Source organism: Zestomonas insulae (assembly GCF_016901015.1).
GTDB lineage: Bacteria > Pseudomonadota > Gammaproteobacteria > Pseudomonadales > Pseudomonadaceae > Aquipseudomonas > Aquipseudomonas insulae.
Map to the genome: position 1 here is coordinate 319,878 of NZ_JAFEUP010000006.1, position 14,374 is coordinate 334,251.

Sequence of the window (14,374 nt, forward strand, 5' to 3'; positions counted from 1 at the left end):
GGGGGCCCGCTATGGACTTTCAACCCGATGCCGGCCTCGAGGCGTTCCGCCAGGACGTCCGGCAGTTCATCGCCCAGGTGCCGGCCGAGCTGAAAGGCCTGCAACGCTGTGTGCGCTCGACCCGTGAACAGATCCAGCGCTGGCAGCAGCTGCTCGATGCGCAGGGCTGGGGCGCGCCGTACTGGGCCACGGAACACGGCGGCACCGGCTGGTCGGTGCCGCAGATCCTGGTCTTCGACGACGAGTGCAGCGCCGCCGGAACGCCGACCCAGGACGGCTTCGTGCAGAAGATGCTCGGCCCAGTGCTGAACGCCTTCGCCACTCCGGAACAGAAGGCTGAGCACATGCCGGCGATCTTCCGTGGCGAACGCCTGTGGTGCCAGGGCTTTTCCGAGCCGGGTTCCGGCTCCGACCTGGCTTCGCTGCGCACTCGCGCCGAGCGCGATGGCGACGACTACATCATCAACGGTCAGAAAATCTGGACCAGCTACGCGCATGACGCCGACTGGATCTTCCTGCTGGTGCGTACCAACGCGGAAGGCAAGAAGCAGGCGGGGATCAGCTTCCTGCTGGTGGACATGAAGACCCCGGGCGTCACGGTGCGGCCGATCCGCAGCATCGACGATGCGCACCACTTGAACGAGACCTTCTTCGACAACGTGCGGGTGCCGGTGAAGAACCTGATCGGTGCCGAAGGGCAGGGCTGGAACATCACCAAATTCCTGCTCAACAACGAGCACGCCACCACGGCCGACCTGCCGGAGCTCAAGCGCTACATGCGCGAGCTGCGCCAGTTCGCCACGGCGCTGCGCGTCGGTGAGCAGGCGCTCGGTGCGCAGCCAGCGTTCGCCCTCAAGCTGGCCCGTCTGGATGCCGAGCTGCAGGCCATCACCATGCTGGTGCAGCGCGTCGCGCGCCTGGAACAACTGCACGACCCGGCTTCGCACGTGCTCGGCTCGATGCTCAAGGTGCGCGCCACCGAGTTGCAGCAGCGCATCACCGAGGCGCAGCTCGAAGCGCTCGGCGACTACGGCGCCATCGCCTATCCGCATCCGCACGAAGCGGCGCCGGCGCAGCCTTATCCGCTGCAGGCGCTGGCCCGCGGCATTGCCAACGACATGTTCCTGCGCCGGGCATCGACCATCTACGGCGGTACCAGCGAGGTACAGCGGGGCATCATCGCCAAGATGCTGTTCCAATTTTGAGAGGGGAGCAGGCATGGATTTCCAACTGACGTCCGAGCAGCAGCTGCTGCAGGACAGCGTGCGCCGCTACGTCGACAAGGCATACGGCTTCGAGGCGCGCACCGCCCTGCTGCACAGCGGGCGCAACGGCAGCGCGGCGAACTGGCAGCTGTTCGCCGAGAACGGCTGGCTGATGGCCGCGTTGCCCGAAGAGTACGGCGGCCTCGGCGGCACGCTGGAGGACAGCGTGATCATCGCCCAGGAGCTGGGCCGCGGCCTGGTGCTCGAGCCCTATCTGGGCTGCGCGGTGCTGGCGGCACAGACCCTGGTCGCCGCCGGTTCGCCGGCCCAGCAGGCAGCGCTGTTGCCGCAGCTGGCCGACGGCAGCTATCGCCTCGCCCTGGCCTACAGCGAGCCGGCGTCGCGCGGCATGCCGGACATCGTCGCGCTGCGCGCCGAGCGCAGCGGCGATAGCTTCTTGCTGCACGGCACTAAGTCGCTGGTGTTGGGTGCGGTCGACGCACAGGCGTTCATCGTTTCGGCGCGGATCGATGGCACCGCAGGCATCAGCCTGTTGCTGGTCGATGGCGATAGCGCCGGGCTGACCCGTCAGGCGCTGCCGCTGCATGACGGCAGCTGGGTCGAGGAGCTGACCTTCGCGGGCGTGCGGGTAAGCGCTGATGCGCTGCTCGGCGAAGCCGGGCAAGGCCTCGGCGCGCTGCGCGCGGGCCTGGCCAACGGCACGCTGGTGCTGTGCGCGGAGCTGATCGGCGCGATGGAAAAGACCCTCGAAGTCACCGCCGAGTACCTCAAGGTGCGCAAGCAGTTCGGCGTGCCGATCAGCGCCTTCCAGGCGTTGCAGCACCGTATGGCCGACATGGCGGCGGAGCTGGAGCTGGCGCGTTCGATGCTGCACGCGGCACTCGCTTCGCTGGCCAACGACGCCGAGCCGGCGCGGCTGAAGACCCTGTCGGCGGCCAAGATGCTCATTGGCCGGGCGGCGAAGGTCGTCTGCGGTCAGGGTATCCAGCTGCACGGCGGGATCGGCATGACCGAGGAATATCTGGTCGGCCACTACTACAAGCGCGCCGTGGTCGCCGAACTGCTGCTCGGCAGCAGCGACACCCACGAGGCGCTGTGCGCGGCGGCGCTGCAGGTCGAGCTGGGCGTCTAGTCGCGCCTCCCTGTGTGCTTTTCGTAGGAGCGGATTTATCCGTGATGGGGGCTGCCTGCATCGCGAATAAATTCGCTCCTACAGAACCGTAACGGGGACATAACCAACACCCTTTGCATCCAATCCATTCGAGTGCATACCGATGAAAAGCTTTGAGACTCTGACCGAGCTGCAGCCCCAGGTGGGCGAAGTGATCGCCACCAGCGACTGGCTGACCATCGACCAGCAGCGCATCAACACCTTCGCCGAGGCCACTGGCGACCAACAGTGGATCCACGTCGATCCGCAGCGCGCCGCCGCAGGGCCGTTCGGCAAGCCGATTGCGCACGGCTTCCTGACCTTGAGCCTGCTGCCAACCTTCATGACCGATGCCTTCGAAATCCGCAACGTGAAGATGGGCGTCAACTATGGCCTGAACAAGGTGCGCTTCGTCCAACCGGTGCCGGTCGACAGCCGCCTGCGCGCGCACTTCAAGGTGCAGACGTGGGAAGCCTTGCCGGGTAACGGCGCGCAGATCACCTACGAGATGACCGTCGAGATCGAGGGCGTGGCGAAGCCCGCCTGCGTGGCCGAAGCCATCCTGCGGGTGTTCGGCTGAGTCAGCTGCGCAGACGCGCACGCGTCGAGGGTTGAGGCGTTTCTCGACGGACCAACATTTGCGTTTTTCAGGCCATGGGGCGGGTTAACCGCGTCATGGCCTTTTTTGTTCCTGCCGGCCGCGCGGCGACGGCGAAAACGCGCCCTTCGCGGGGCTACCTCCCCCCCTATTACTCCACTTTGGGAGGGGCGGCCGCACCGATTCCCTCATTACCCTCAAATCGAGACTAGGGCCCTGCATCGATGGCCCACTCGTGTGATTCGTTCAATCGATGAAGGTGCTCCCGCCTGCCGAGTAACGCTGTTTCGGCAGGCGTGCATCACTTGATTTCAGACCCTAGAAAGGTGGAGACATGACTAAACTCACAAGAACCCTGATCGCGGCCAGCCTGCTGGCGGCGCATGCAGGCGTGCTCCATGCGGCAGTGTCGGCAACCGAGGCCCAGAAACTGGGCACCACGCTGACTTCTTTTGGCGCCGAAAAGGCGGGCAATGCGGATGGCTCGATTCCCGAGTACACCGGTGGCCTGACCACGGCGCCGGCTGGCTTCAATGCGAGTTCGGGCATTCGTCCCGACCCGTTCGCCAACGAGAAGCCGCTGTTCTCGATCGATGCCAAGAACATGGATCAGTACACAGCCAAGCTGAGCGAAGGCGCCAAGGCGCTGCTCAAAAACCAGCCGGGCTACCGTATCGACGTCTATCCGACGCACCGCACCGTGAGCTATCCGCAGTCCGTGCTGGACAAAACCCTGAAAAACGCCACCGGGGCCACGGTGACCGCCGACGGCACCTCCATGCTTAACGCGCGTGGCGGCATTCCGTTCCCGATTCCGCAGAGCGGCAACGAGGTGATGCTCAACCATGTCGCCCGCTACCAGGGCCTGCGTTTCGTGATGCCCAAGTTCACCGCCTACAACGTCAACGCCAGCGGCCGCAAGGTGATCTCTACCCAGGGCATGTGGACCACCGAGGGAGCGTTCTACGATGTCTCGCGCCCGGCCGATGAAAACCTGTTGACCCGTGCCCGCGCGAACTACAGCGGCCCGGCTCGTCGCGCCGGCGAGTCGCTGCAGACTGCCGAACCGGTCGACTACACCAACCTCGGTCGCCGTGCCTATCAGTATCTGCCCGGACAGCGCCGCGTGCGCCTCGCGCCGGACCTGGCCTACGACACGCCGAACCCGACCACTTCGGGTATGTCTACTGTCGATGACACCAACCTGTTCAGCGGCAAGATGGATCGCTACAACTGGAAACTGGTGGGCAAGAAGGAGTTGTACGTTCCTTACAACACCTACCGCTTCACCTATAACGAAAACCCGGACGAGATGATCGGTCCCAAGTTCATCAACCCCGACGTAGTGCGCTGGGAGCTGCACCGCGTGTGGGTGGTCGAGGGCACGCTCAAGGAAGGCCAGCGCCACATCTATGCGAAGCGCACCTACTACGTCGATGAGGACAGCTGGGCTGCCCTGGCGGTCGATCAGTACGACGGTCGTGGTCAACTGTGGCGCCCAGGTTTCTCCTACATCACCTCGCTGTACGACAAGGGTGGCGTCAACAACACCCCGGTCGGTCACTACGACGTCATCGCCGGCACCTACTACCTCAACCTGTGGCCGGGTAAATACGGTCTGAAGGTCACCGACAGCCTCGAGCCGGACAGCAAGTGGACTCCGGATAACCTGGCAGGTACCGGTATTCGCTGAGCGCAACAGGCGTGACTCATGCGGAGCCGCCAGCGGCTCCGCATGTTCATTGTGCAACCCAACGATCGAGCCATCGCTCGGTGAGCCGCCCAAACGGCCCATCTTCAGCGCTGGCTCTTCGTCCATTTTGGTAGCTGCCGCGATTCGCGGCAGGACGGCAAGCGCGCTGGCCTATGCTGGAACGTGCGGCGCCGCACTCGCCGGGTTCGAGCGCGGCCGACGCCCTGTGCCGGGGGCAGTGGGTCAGTGAAGGGGTGAAGAGTGGGATCGGACATGCATATCGATAAGCAGCTGGTGTCGACGAAGTTTTCGCCGCCCCGCATCGGCACGCAAACCATCCCGCGGCAGCGGCTGCTCGACGAGTTGCAGCTGATGGCTCAGTGCCGGGTCGGCCTGGTCATCGGCAGCCCGGGCTACGGCAAGACCACCCTGCTGGCGCAGTGGCGCCAGGCGATGATGCGCGAGGGCGCCGAGGTGGCCTGGCTGTCGCTGAGTGCCGACGACCGGCACCTTTCGGTGTTCTTCGCCTACCTGCGCGGTGCGCTGCAGCGCCTGGGGATTCCGCTCGAGAATCGTATTCCGCTGGAGTCGGCGCGCCAGGAGTTCATCGATGCGATGGTCGCCACCATCGTCGATGGCGCCGGCAGTCTGACCAAGGAGCTCTACCTGGTGATCGACGACTACCAGCACGTCGCCGATCCGCGCGCCCACCAGCTGATGCAGAAGCTGCTCGACCATTGCCCGGACAACCTGCATTTCGTCATCGCCTCGCGCGTCGCACCGCCGCTCAGCCTGAGCCGGCTGCGCCTGATGGGGCAGGTGGTGGAGCTGGACTGCGGCGGTCTGCCATTCGAGCCGGGGGAAACCCGCACCTTCCTCGAGCAGAACCTGCCGGCGCTGAAACTGAGCACCGAAGAGCTGCAACTCATTCATGAGCTGACCAGCGGCTGGCCGGCCAGTCTGCAGCTGATCGTCATCCTGCTGCGCAGCAATGCCCAGGCGCGCGGCACGCTGCGCGAACTGGTCTGGCGCTCCGACGACCTGCATACCTACCTGGCCGAGGACGTGATGGTCCATCTGCCGGCCGACATGGCCGCGTTCATGGAGGGCATCAGCATCTGCCGGCGCTTCAATGCCTCGCTGGCCGAGGCGGTGACCGGCAGCGCGAACGCCCAGGGCATGCTCAAGCGGCTCGACGAAGAGAACATGCTGATCTTCCGCGTCGAGTCCGAGGAGCGGCAGCCCTGGTACCGTTTTCACCCGCTGTTCGGCGAGTTCCTCGCCACGCGCCTCGAGCGCCGCGATCCGGCCGAGGTCAACGAGCTGCATCGGCGCGCGGCGTACTGGCTGGCAGAGCATCGCTTGCTGGCCGAGGCGGTGCGGCACGCCACCCAGGGCGGTGACCTGGAGTTCGCCGCCCTGGTGATCGAGCGCGCGGCCCCGGCATCCTGGAGTCTGGAGCAACTCGGCCCGTTGTTGCGCCTGCTCGATCGACTGCCGCAGGACGTGCTGTTCTCCCGGCCGCGCTTGGTCTTTCTCGGCTGCATGGCGTACGCCTTGACCGCCAGGCCGGCGAAGGCCGAGGACTGGCTCAAGCAGTTCCGCCGCAGCGGCGCCGCACAGCCGGCCGACGAGGATTTCCGCCTGCCACTGGTGCAGGCGGCTATCGAAATCCAGCGTGATCGCACCGACCCGGTGATCGGTCTGCTGGAGCACTTCCAGGCGCTGTCCAACGATTACCCGGTCACCCGCTATGGCGCGCCGATCCTGCTGGCCATCGCCTATTCGGCGGCGGGGCGGCACGCCGAGGCGTTGCGCTGCCTGGATCAGAACCCGATCACCGAGGCCGATCGCGACAGCGAGTTGTCGCTGGTGTCGGAAGGCTCGCGGATGCTCTGCCTCATGCTCGAGGGGCGCATGGCGGATGCCGAGCGGGTGGGCGTTGCCTTGCTGGAGCGGGCGATCGCGGTGCATGGCTATCGCTCGGTGAGCGCCTACCTGAGCGCCGCCAACCTCGCCGAGGTGTACCGCGAGCAGGATCGCCTCGACGAGTCGCGGGAGATCCTGGCGAACCGCGAGAGCTTGCTGCAGTGGGCGATGCCGCAGAGCATGCTGCTGGCCAGCATCTGCCAGGCGCGCCTGGTGTTGGTCCAGGAGTCGGCTGCCGCCGCGCTGGCGTTCCTCGAGCGGCAGGAACGGCATTTCCGCAACCTGGGGCTGGACCGCGGTCTGGTGCACTGCCTGGCTGAACAGGTGCGTATCGCGCTGCTCGGCAACGACCGCGCGCTCGCCGAGGAGCATGCCGCGCGGCTCGATGCGCTGGCGGCAAGCTATACGCAGGCGCGCGGTTTTCAGGCCGAAATTCCGGCGCTGGCGGCGCTGACGCGGGCCCGCTTGCTGCTGGCCACCGAACTACCGCAGCAGGCGCTCGAAGCGCTGGCGACCGTGCGGCGGTTCACCACCGAGTACCACCGTGGGCAATGGGAGGTCACCGCCTTGCTGCTGCTGGCGCAGACCAGCGCGCAGGAACCGCAGTGGTTGCTGCAGGCCATCGAGGCTGGCGAGCGGCTGGGGCTGGTGCGCACCTTCCTCGACGAGGGCCCGGCAGTGCAACGCCTGCTGGCGTCAGTGGCCGAGCAGCTGCCGTCGGATAGGCAGCGCGACTACGTGCAGATGCTGCTGGCGCGCTTCGGCCAGGGCAAGCTGGCGCATGCCGTCGAGGCGGATGGTGCCGCCGCGCCGGCGGTGCTGACCCCCCGCGAGCTGGCGATCCTGCAGCTGATCGGCAAGGCCATGTCGAACAAGCTGGTGGCGCTGACCCTGAACATCTCGCTGGAAACAGTGAAATGGAACCTGAAGAACATCTACGCCAAGCTCGGCGTTTCCAGCCGTTATGACGCGATTTCCTGGGCCCGCAAACACGACCTGATCGAATGAGCCGCCGGCCCTGCGGGGCCGGCGGTGTGCCCCTCAGCGCGGGGTGCGGCTGTCGCGCAGGCGATGCGCCGGGATGCCGATCAGCAGCAAAAGCGCACCCAGCACCATCACCGCGGCCATCACATCGAAGGCCAGATAGAGGCTGCCGGTCGCCGATTTGATCGCGCCGACGGCCGCCTGGCTGAGCACCCCGGCCAGGTTGCCGAGGCTGCTGATGATCGCGATGCCGCCTGCCGCCCCGGCGCTGCTCAGCAGGGCTGGCGGGATCGTCCAGAACAGCGGGATCGCCGACAGCGCGGCGGCGGCACCCAGGCTCATCAGGAAGATCGACAGCACCACATTGCCCTGCACCAGGCCGAGCAGGGCGAAGCTGCCGGCGCCGACCAGCATGGTCAGGCCGAGGTGCCAGCGGCGCTCCATGTGCCGGTCGGAACTGCGTCCCAGCAGGTACATGGCGCACAACGCGACGAGGAAGGGCAGGGCGGCGAGCACGCCGATCTGCTTCAGGTCTTCCAGGCCGAAGCCGCGGATCAGCGTTGGAATCCAGTAGGTCACGGTGTTCGAGCCGCTATAGATGCAGAAGTACACCAGCCCGGCGATGTACAGGCGCGGGTCGCGCAGCACGCCGCCGAAGTGGCTGTGCGTGGTGTGCGGTTCGCTGGCCAGCGCCTGGGTGATCTGGCGCTTCTCGTCATCGCTCAGCCAGGTGGCCTGCTCGGGGCGGTCGGTCAGCCAGAACCAGCCGAACACGCCGAGCAGGATGGTCGGCGCGCCGGTGAGGATGAACAGCATCTGCCAGTCCTTGAAGCCCAGCCAGCCGTCCAGGTGGGTCATGATCACCCCGGACAGCGGCCCGCAGATGATCCCGGCGACCATCGCCGACATCAGGAACCCGGCGGTGACCCGGCCACGCAGCGAGGCCGGCAGCCAGTAGGTCATGTACAGGATCACCCCGGGAAAGAACCCGGCTTCCGCGATGCCGAGGACAAAGCGCGCGGCGATCAGCTGGTTGGCGCTGGTGACGAAGGCGGTCGCCACGGTCACCAGTCCCCACAGCACCATGATGCGGGTCAGGGTGACGCGCGCGCCGACCCGTTGCATGTACAGGTTGCTCGGCACCTCGAAGAGGATGTAGCCGAGGTAGAAGATTCCCGCGCCGATGCCGTAGGCGGCATCGCTGAGCAGGATGTCCTCGGCCATGCGCAGCTTGGCGAAGGACAGGTTGACCCGGTCGATGGCGTTGACGATGAAGGCCAGCAGCAGGAATGGCATCAGGCGCCAGAGCACCTTGGCGTAGACGCTTTTCACCAGCGGCGGCGCGGTGGCGGTGGTCGGGTATTGCTCGAGGGTGTCGCTCATGTGTCGCTCCTGCGGGTGGCCCGCTTGTTGTTCTTGGGCTGGGGCGTGACGGCGGTCCGCAGCGCTGACGGAATACATTTTTGAAGCCGTAGGGCGAGTATAAGGACGACCGGTGGCCTGCCTTTCCGGATCGCCATGATCGCTAACATGCTGATTTGGTGAGAAAAATCAGGCTTTTGGCGGAGCCGTTGGGCAGACCTTCCGTGTTCGGCCGTCAGGCCGCCTGGGCGTGCCGGCCGTGGCGCGGCTCAGGCGTTGCGCGCTCGTTCCGCCGGCCTGCACGCCGCCCCCGCCGGGCTGTTCAGCCGGCCCTCGCATCGAGTCGCGACCGCCAGAGTGCCCCCCACAAAGGGAAGGTGTGCGCCGGGCGTGCTCCGGTTTCTCCTACGCGCGTTGAGCTGGCGTTGTGCCGCCTCAGCAATGGTTTCGTCGTCGATCTGCCACAACAACAAGAAGGACACCGGACGATGCGAAAGACCCTGCTACTGCTCTGCCTGCTGCAGCCGCTGCTGGCCAGCGGAAACACCCTCGATGCCCAGCGGTTGAGCGAAATCGGCAGCCGCAGCAAGCTGCTCTGTGCCAGTGCCATGGCCTACTTCGATCCGCGCGAGGATGAGCCCGACGCACGTGGGCTGACCTCGGTGTACCACAACCTCATGGCGCTCGACACGCTGGTGGTGCAGCTGGGCGGCTCGGCGACCATGCAGCGTCCGCTGCTGAGCATGCGTTCGCTGTTCGAGACCCTGGAGGCCATGCCGCGCCAGGACGGGGCGCAGTTTCCGGCGCTGGTGCGGCAACTGCTGGAGGCGAGTGCCGAGCTGCAACAGACCGCCCGGGTGGACGCCAGCACGGTCGGCGGTGATGCCCTGGCGCAGGGGCTGGGCGCGCAGAGCCAGGCGCTGGCGGCGCTGCTGCTGGACTACCAGCTGCGCGGTTACCCGATGCCCGATCCGCAGCCCTTCGCGCTGAGCAGCGAGCAGGTCCGGCAGTTCGATGCCGAGGTCAGCCAGCGCTTCGAGCGGCTGCAAGCCGGCTACCCGCAGCACGCCGCGGCGCTCGGCAAGATCGACAACACCTATCGTTTCGTCCGCACCCAACTGCTGCAGGGCAACGGCCACCTCAGCGGCGGCGCCACGTTCTACCTGGACCGCGCAATCAGCGACCTGGATGATCTCGCGGCGACGGTCAGTGAGTGAGCTGACCGGCGCATGCCGCGTCACGGCTGTGCTGGCGGCTGACCCGGCCTGGAGCCCAGCGGCGCCGCCTGCGCCTGTACCTACTCGCAACGAGGGGGCGGATTGGCGGCGAAGCCACCTATCGTGAGGCGAAGCGCCAGCGACATGGCCGGCGCGTCGATCCATCCGCTTTCAGGGCCCATCCGATGATTCCACGTACCCTGTTCGATCACGAACACGAAGAATTCCGCAACACCGTCCGCCGCTTCCTCACCGAGGAATGCGCGCCGTTCCACGAGCAGTGGGAAGAGGATCGCCGGGTACCGCGTGAAATCTGGCGGCGCGCCGGCGAGCTGGGCATGCTCAACGCCGTGACCCCGGAAGCCTATGGCGGCCTGGGTCTGGACCATCGTTTCTCGATGATCTGCCTCGAGGAAATTGCCCGCCTCAACCTGTCCGGCCTGAACGGCTTCAACGTCCACGACATCTGTGCCGGCTATTTCATCAACTTCGGTACCGAAGAGCAGAAGCTCCAGTGGCTGCCGAAGATGGCCAGCGGCGAAGTGATCGCCGCGGTGGCGATGACCGAGCCGAACACCGGCTCCGACCTGCAGGCGGTGAAGACTCGCGCGGTGCTGGATGGTGACGAGTACGTGATCAACGGCGCCAAGACCTTCATCTCCAACGGCACCAACTGCGACGTTGTGGTAGTGGTGGCCAAGACCGGCAACAGCGGCAAGGGTTCGCGCGACATCTCGCTGATCCTGGTCGAGGCCGATCGCGTCGGGCTGAGCAAGTCCAAGCCGCTGAAGAAGGTTGGCCTGCACGCGCAGGACACCACCATGCTGTTCTTCGAGGACTGCCGTGTACCCAAGGAGAACGTGCTGGGCGGCGTAGAGGGGCAGGGCTTCTACCAGCTGATGAAGGAGCTGGCCTGGGAGCGCCTGAGCATCGGCATCCTCGGTGTGGCTGGCAGCCAGGCAGTGCTCGATCTGACCATCGAGTACACCCGCGAGCGCACCGTGTTCGGCAAGCCGATCATCGATTTCCAGAACTCGCGCTTCAAACTGGCCGACCTGAAGACCGAGATCGCGCTCGGCCAGACCTACGTCGATCGCTGCATGGAGCTGTGCCTGGAGCACACCCTGAGTCCGGAAGCGGCGGCGGCGGCCAAGCTGTGGTGCACCGAGCTGTACTCGCGGGCGGTCGACCAGTGCGTGCAGCTGCATGGCGGCAACGGCTACATGCTCGAGTACCCGGTGGCTCGCCACTACTTGGATAACCGGGTCAACCGCATCTACGGCGGCGCCAACGACATCATGCGCGAGCTGGTCGCCCGCAGTCTCTGAGCTGCAGCCGAGCCCCCTCTGTTCGAGGGGGCTGGGCTTCGGCTACGGTGCTCATCATCGCTGACGGATATCAGGTTTTTGCGCGATGCCTGTCCGCAAGGCAGGCATTGGCAACGGCTATGCTTTCGCTATTCGGCCTGGCACGGTACGCCTGGTCCTGCGATATCGTCTGCAGTTGAGCGGGCCGTGATGGGAGACTTCGTGTGGAAATGCATACCGACCGGCAGCTGGTGTCGACGAAATTTTCGCCGCCGCGCATCGGCACTCAATCGATTCCGCGCCAGCGCCTGCTGGATGCCTTCCAGGGCATGGCGCAACGCCGGGTAGGGCTGGTAACGGGGAGTCCCGGCTTCGGCAAGACCACGCTGCTGGCGCAATGGCGCCAGGAAGTAATGCGTACCGGCGCCGATGTGGCCTGGCTGTCGCTCAGCGTCGACGACAAGCACCTGTCGATCTTCTTCGCCTACCTGCGTGGCGCGCTGCAGCGCCTGGGCATTCCGTTCGATTCGGGGATACCGCCGGAAGGCGTGCGTCCGGAATTCATCGATGAGGTGGTGGCCGCTATCGTCGAGGGCGCGGCCGGCATCAACAAGGAGCTGTTCCTTGTGCTGGACGACTACCAGCACGTCACCGACCAGCGCTCGCACCAGCTGATGCAGCGCCTGCTCGACCACAGCCCGGCCAACCTGCATTTCATCATCGTCTCGCGGGTCGCGCCGCCGCTCAGCTTCGGCCGCCTGCGGCTGCTCGACGAAGTGGTGGACATCGACTGCGCGGCGCTGCCGTTCGACCTCGGCGAGACGCGCGCCTTTCTCGACCTCAACCTGACGGCGCTCAAGCTGAGCACCGAGGAAGTCCATCTGGTTCAGGAGCTGACCAGCGGCTGGCCGGCCAGTCTGCAGCTGATCCTGATTCTGCTGCGCAGTGACCCGGATGCACGCGCCACGCTGCGCGACCTCGGCTGGCGCTCCGATGACCTGCAGACCTACCTCGCCGAAGAGGTGCTGGCCAACCTGCCGGTCGAACTGGCCGGCTTCATGGAGCGGATCAGCATCTGCCGGCGTTTCAACGCCTCGCTCGCCGAGGCGGTGACCGGTTGTCAGGACGCCGCGGCCCTGCTCAAGCGCATGGACGAGGAAAATCTGATGATCGTCCGCGTCGAGTCCGACGATCGCCAGCCCTGGTACCGCTTCCACGCGCTGTTCGGCGACTTCCTCGCCGCCCGACTGACCCGCCAGCATCAGCGCGAGCTGGTCGAGCTGCACCGCCGCGCCGCGCGCTGGCTGGACGCGCATGGCTTGCTGGCCGAAGCGGTGCGCCACGCCACGCTGGGCGAGGACCTGGGCTTTGCTGCCGAGATGATCGAGCGCGCCACCCCGGCGAGCTGGAGTCTCGACCAACTCAGCCCGCTGTTGCGCCTGCTCGAGCGGCTGCCGCAGGACATTCTGTTCTCCCGTCCACGGCTGTTTTTCCTCGGTTGCCTGGCGTATGCGCTGACCGCGCGGCCGGCCAAGGCCGAGCTGTGGCTGGAGCAGTTCCGCCAGAGCGGCGCCGCGCAGCCGGCCGACATTCTCCATCGACTGCCCCTGGTGCAGGCCGCCATCGAGGTGCAGCGCGACCGCTCCGATCCGATCATCGGGCTGCTCGAAGGCTTCGAGCCCCTGGCCGAGGACTATTCGGTGACCCGCTTTGGCGCGCCGGCACTGCTCGCCATCGCCTATTGCGCGGCCGGGCGTTACGCCGACGCGCTGCGCTGCCTGGATGAGAACCCGATTCCGGAAAGCGAACGCGACTCGGAAATGGCGCTGATTGGCGAAGGGGCGCGAACCACCTGCCACCTGCAGGCGGGGCGCATGGTCGATGCCGAGCAGAGCGGCGTCGTGCAACTGGCCCGCGCGGTGGCGGTGCATGGCCACCGCTCGGCCAGTGCCTACCTGGGTGCGGCGTCATTGGCGGAGGTCTACCGCGAGCAGGATCGTCTCGACGAAGCCCGGGAGACCCTGGCCAACCGCCATGGCCTGCTGCAATGGGCGATGCCCGACACCATGCAGCGGGCGAGCATCTGCCGCGCGCGCCTCGACCTGTTGCAGGAGTCGCCGGCAGTGGCGATGGCCTTCCTCGACCGGCAAGTTCGCCACTTTCGCCATCTTGGCCTGCAGCGTCCGCTGGTGCAGTGCCTGGCGGAGCAGTCGCGGCTCGCCTTGCTGCTGCATGATCGCAACGCTGCTGCGGAGCGGCTGACCCAGATCGATCAGGTCGCCGCGGCCTTCCAGGAGGCCAGTGGTTTCTTTGCCGAGATTCCCGCCATTGCTTCGCTGGCGCGGGTGCGCATCTGCCTGGCTGACAACTATCCGGATCGGGCGCTGGAGGCATTGCACGGCTTGCGTGACTACGCGCAGCGTTACCAGCGCGGTCAGCTGACGGTGCTGGCGCTGTTGCTGGAAGCCCAGGCGCGCGCCGACCTGCGCGAGGGCGAGCGCGTCGAGGCGTTGCTGGTCGCGGCGCTGCGCCTGGGCGCCGAGCTGGGCCTGGTGCGCACCTTCCTCGATGAGGGGCCGGCCCTGCAGCGTCTGCTGGTACCGCTCTCGGAGCGTGCGCCGAGCGAGTACCTGAGCAATCTGCTCGGTCGCTTCAATGGCGGCGACCCGTCCGGGCATGGTGGTGAGGCGGCCGGACCGACGGCGCAGCCGCTGCTCACGCCGCGTGAGCTGGCGATCCTGCAGCTGATCAACCAGGCCATGTCCAACAAGCGCGTGGCCCTGACGCTGAACATTTCGCTGGAAACGGTGAAGTGGAACCTCAAGAACATCTACGTGAAGCTCGGCGTTTCCAGCCGCTACGACGCCATCTCCTGGGCGCGCAAGCACAACGTGATCTGAGCGCCACC

Annotated in this window: 9 protein-coding genes; 8 read left to right on the forward strand and 1 reads right to left on the reverse strand. The window is 66.3% G+C overall.

Going from position 1 to position 14,374, the window contains the following annotated elements:
* Positions 1–11: 11 nt before the first annotated feature.
* The 5 genes from JQX08_RS19970 (at position 12) to JQX08_RS19990 (ending at position 7,604) form a co-directional block, all read left to right on the forward strand.
* Positions 12–1,205, forward strand: a complete 1,194-nt coding sequence (locus JQX08_RS19970; protein WP_205350176.1) for an acyl-CoA dehydrogenase family protein — start codon at positions 12–14, stop codon at positions 1,203–1,205.
* A 13-nt stretch (positions 1,206–1,218) separates the two neighbouring features.
* A complete protein-coding gene (locus JQX08_RS19975; protein ID WP_205350177.1) occupies positions 1,219–2,358 on the forward strand; it encodes an acyl-CoA dehydrogenase family protein in 1,140 nt (379 codons plus the stop codon).
* 142 nt (positions 2,359–2,500) lie between these two features.
* Positions 2,501–2,956 carry a MaoC family dehydratase gene (locus JQX08_RS19980; protein ID WP_205350178.1) on the forward strand — a complete coding sequence of 152 codons (456 nt, stop codon included), beginning with the start codon at positions 2,501–2,503 and terminating at the stop codon, positions 2,954–2,956.
* Positions 2,957–3,308: 352 nt separating this feature from the next.
* Positions 3,309–4,667, forward strand: a complete 1,359-nt coding sequence (locus JQX08_RS19985) for a DUF1329 domain-containing protein (RefSeq protein WP_205350179.1) — start codon at positions 3,309–3,311, stop codon at positions 4,665–4,667.
* Between the two features lie 273 nt (positions 4,668–4,940).
* Positions 4,941–7,604: a winged helix-turn-helix domain-containing protein gene (locus JQX08_RS19990; RefSeq protein WP_205350180.1), complete on the forward strand. Its 2,664-nt coding sequence runs from the start codon at positions 4,941–4,943 to the stop codon at positions 7,602–7,604.
* A gap of 33 nt (positions 7,605–7,637) precedes the next feature.
* Here the strand turns inward: JQX08_RS19990 and JQX08_RS19995 are convergent, their stop codons facing one another.
* Entirely contained in the window at positions 7,638–8,963 is a 1,326-nt protein-coding gene (locus JQX08_RS19995) for an MFS transporter (protein ID WP_205350181.1), read from the reverse strand.
* Between the two features lie 467 nt (positions 8,964–9,430).
* On the opposite strand from JQX08_RS19995, the gene JQX08_RS20000 reads away from it, so the two are divergent.
* From JQX08_RS20000 to JQX08_RS20010, 3 genes are all read left to right on the forward strand, one after another.
* The gene (locus tag JQX08_RS20000; protein ID WP_205350182.1) at positions 9,431–10,159 is read left to right on the forward strand and encodes a hypothetical protein; all 729 of its coding nucleotides are present in this window, start codon (positions 9,431–9,433) and stop codon (positions 10,157–10,159) included.
* A 185-nt stretch (positions 10,160–10,344) separates the two neighbouring features.
* A complete protein-coding gene (locus tag JQX08_RS20005; RefSeq protein WP_205350183.1) occupies positions 10,345–11,487 on the forward strand; it encodes an acyl-CoA dehydrogenase family protein in 1,143 nt (380 codons plus the stop codon).
* 209 nt (positions 11,488–11,696) lie between these two features.
* Complete coding sequence (locus JQX08_RS20010; RefSeq protein ID WP_205350328.1) at positions 11,697–14,366, forward strand: winged helix-turn-helix domain-containing protein; 2,670 nt, start codon at positions 11,697–11,699, stop codon at positions 14,364–14,366.
* Positions 14,367–14,374: the final 8 nt, after the last annotated feature.

Bases quoted from the DNA above. Each gene is read 5' to 3' on its own strand.
- JQX08_RS19970 (WP_205350176.1), top strand. From the start codon at position 12: ATGGACTTTCAACCCGATGCCGGCCTCGAGGCGTTCCGCCAGGACGTC.
- JQX08_RS19975 (WP_205350177.1), top strand. From the start codon at position 1,219: ATGGATTTCCAACTGACGTCCGAGCAGCAGCTGCTGCAGGACAGCGTG.
- JQX08_RS19980 (WP_205350178.1), top strand. From the start codon at position 2,501: ATGAAAAGCTTTGAGACTCTGACCGAGCTGCAGCCCCAGGTGGGCGAA.
- JQX08_RS19985 (WP_205350179.1), top strand. From the start codon at position 3,309: ATGACTAAACTCACAAGAACCCTGATCGCGGCCAGCCTGCTGGCGGCG.
- JQX08_RS19990 (WP_205350180.1), top strand. From the start codon at position 4,941: ATGCATATCGATAAGCAGCTGGTGTCGACGAAGTTTTCGCCGCCCCGC.
- JQX08_RS19995 (WP_205350181.1), bottom strand. From the start codon at position 8,963: ATGAGCGACACCCTCGAGCAATACCCGACCACCGCCACCGCGCCGCCG.
- JQX08_RS20000 (WP_205350182.1), top strand. From the start codon at position 9,431: ATGCGAAAGACCCTGCTACTGCTCTGCCTGCTGCAGCCGCTGCTGGCC.
- JQX08_RS20005 (WP_205350183.1), top strand. From the start codon at position 10,345: ATGATTCCACGTACCCTGTTCGATCACGAACACGAAGAATTCCGCAAC.
- JQX08_RS20010 (WP_205350328.1), top strand. From the start codon at position 11,697: ATGCATACCGACCGGCAGCTGGTGTCGACGAAATTTTCGCCGCCGCGC.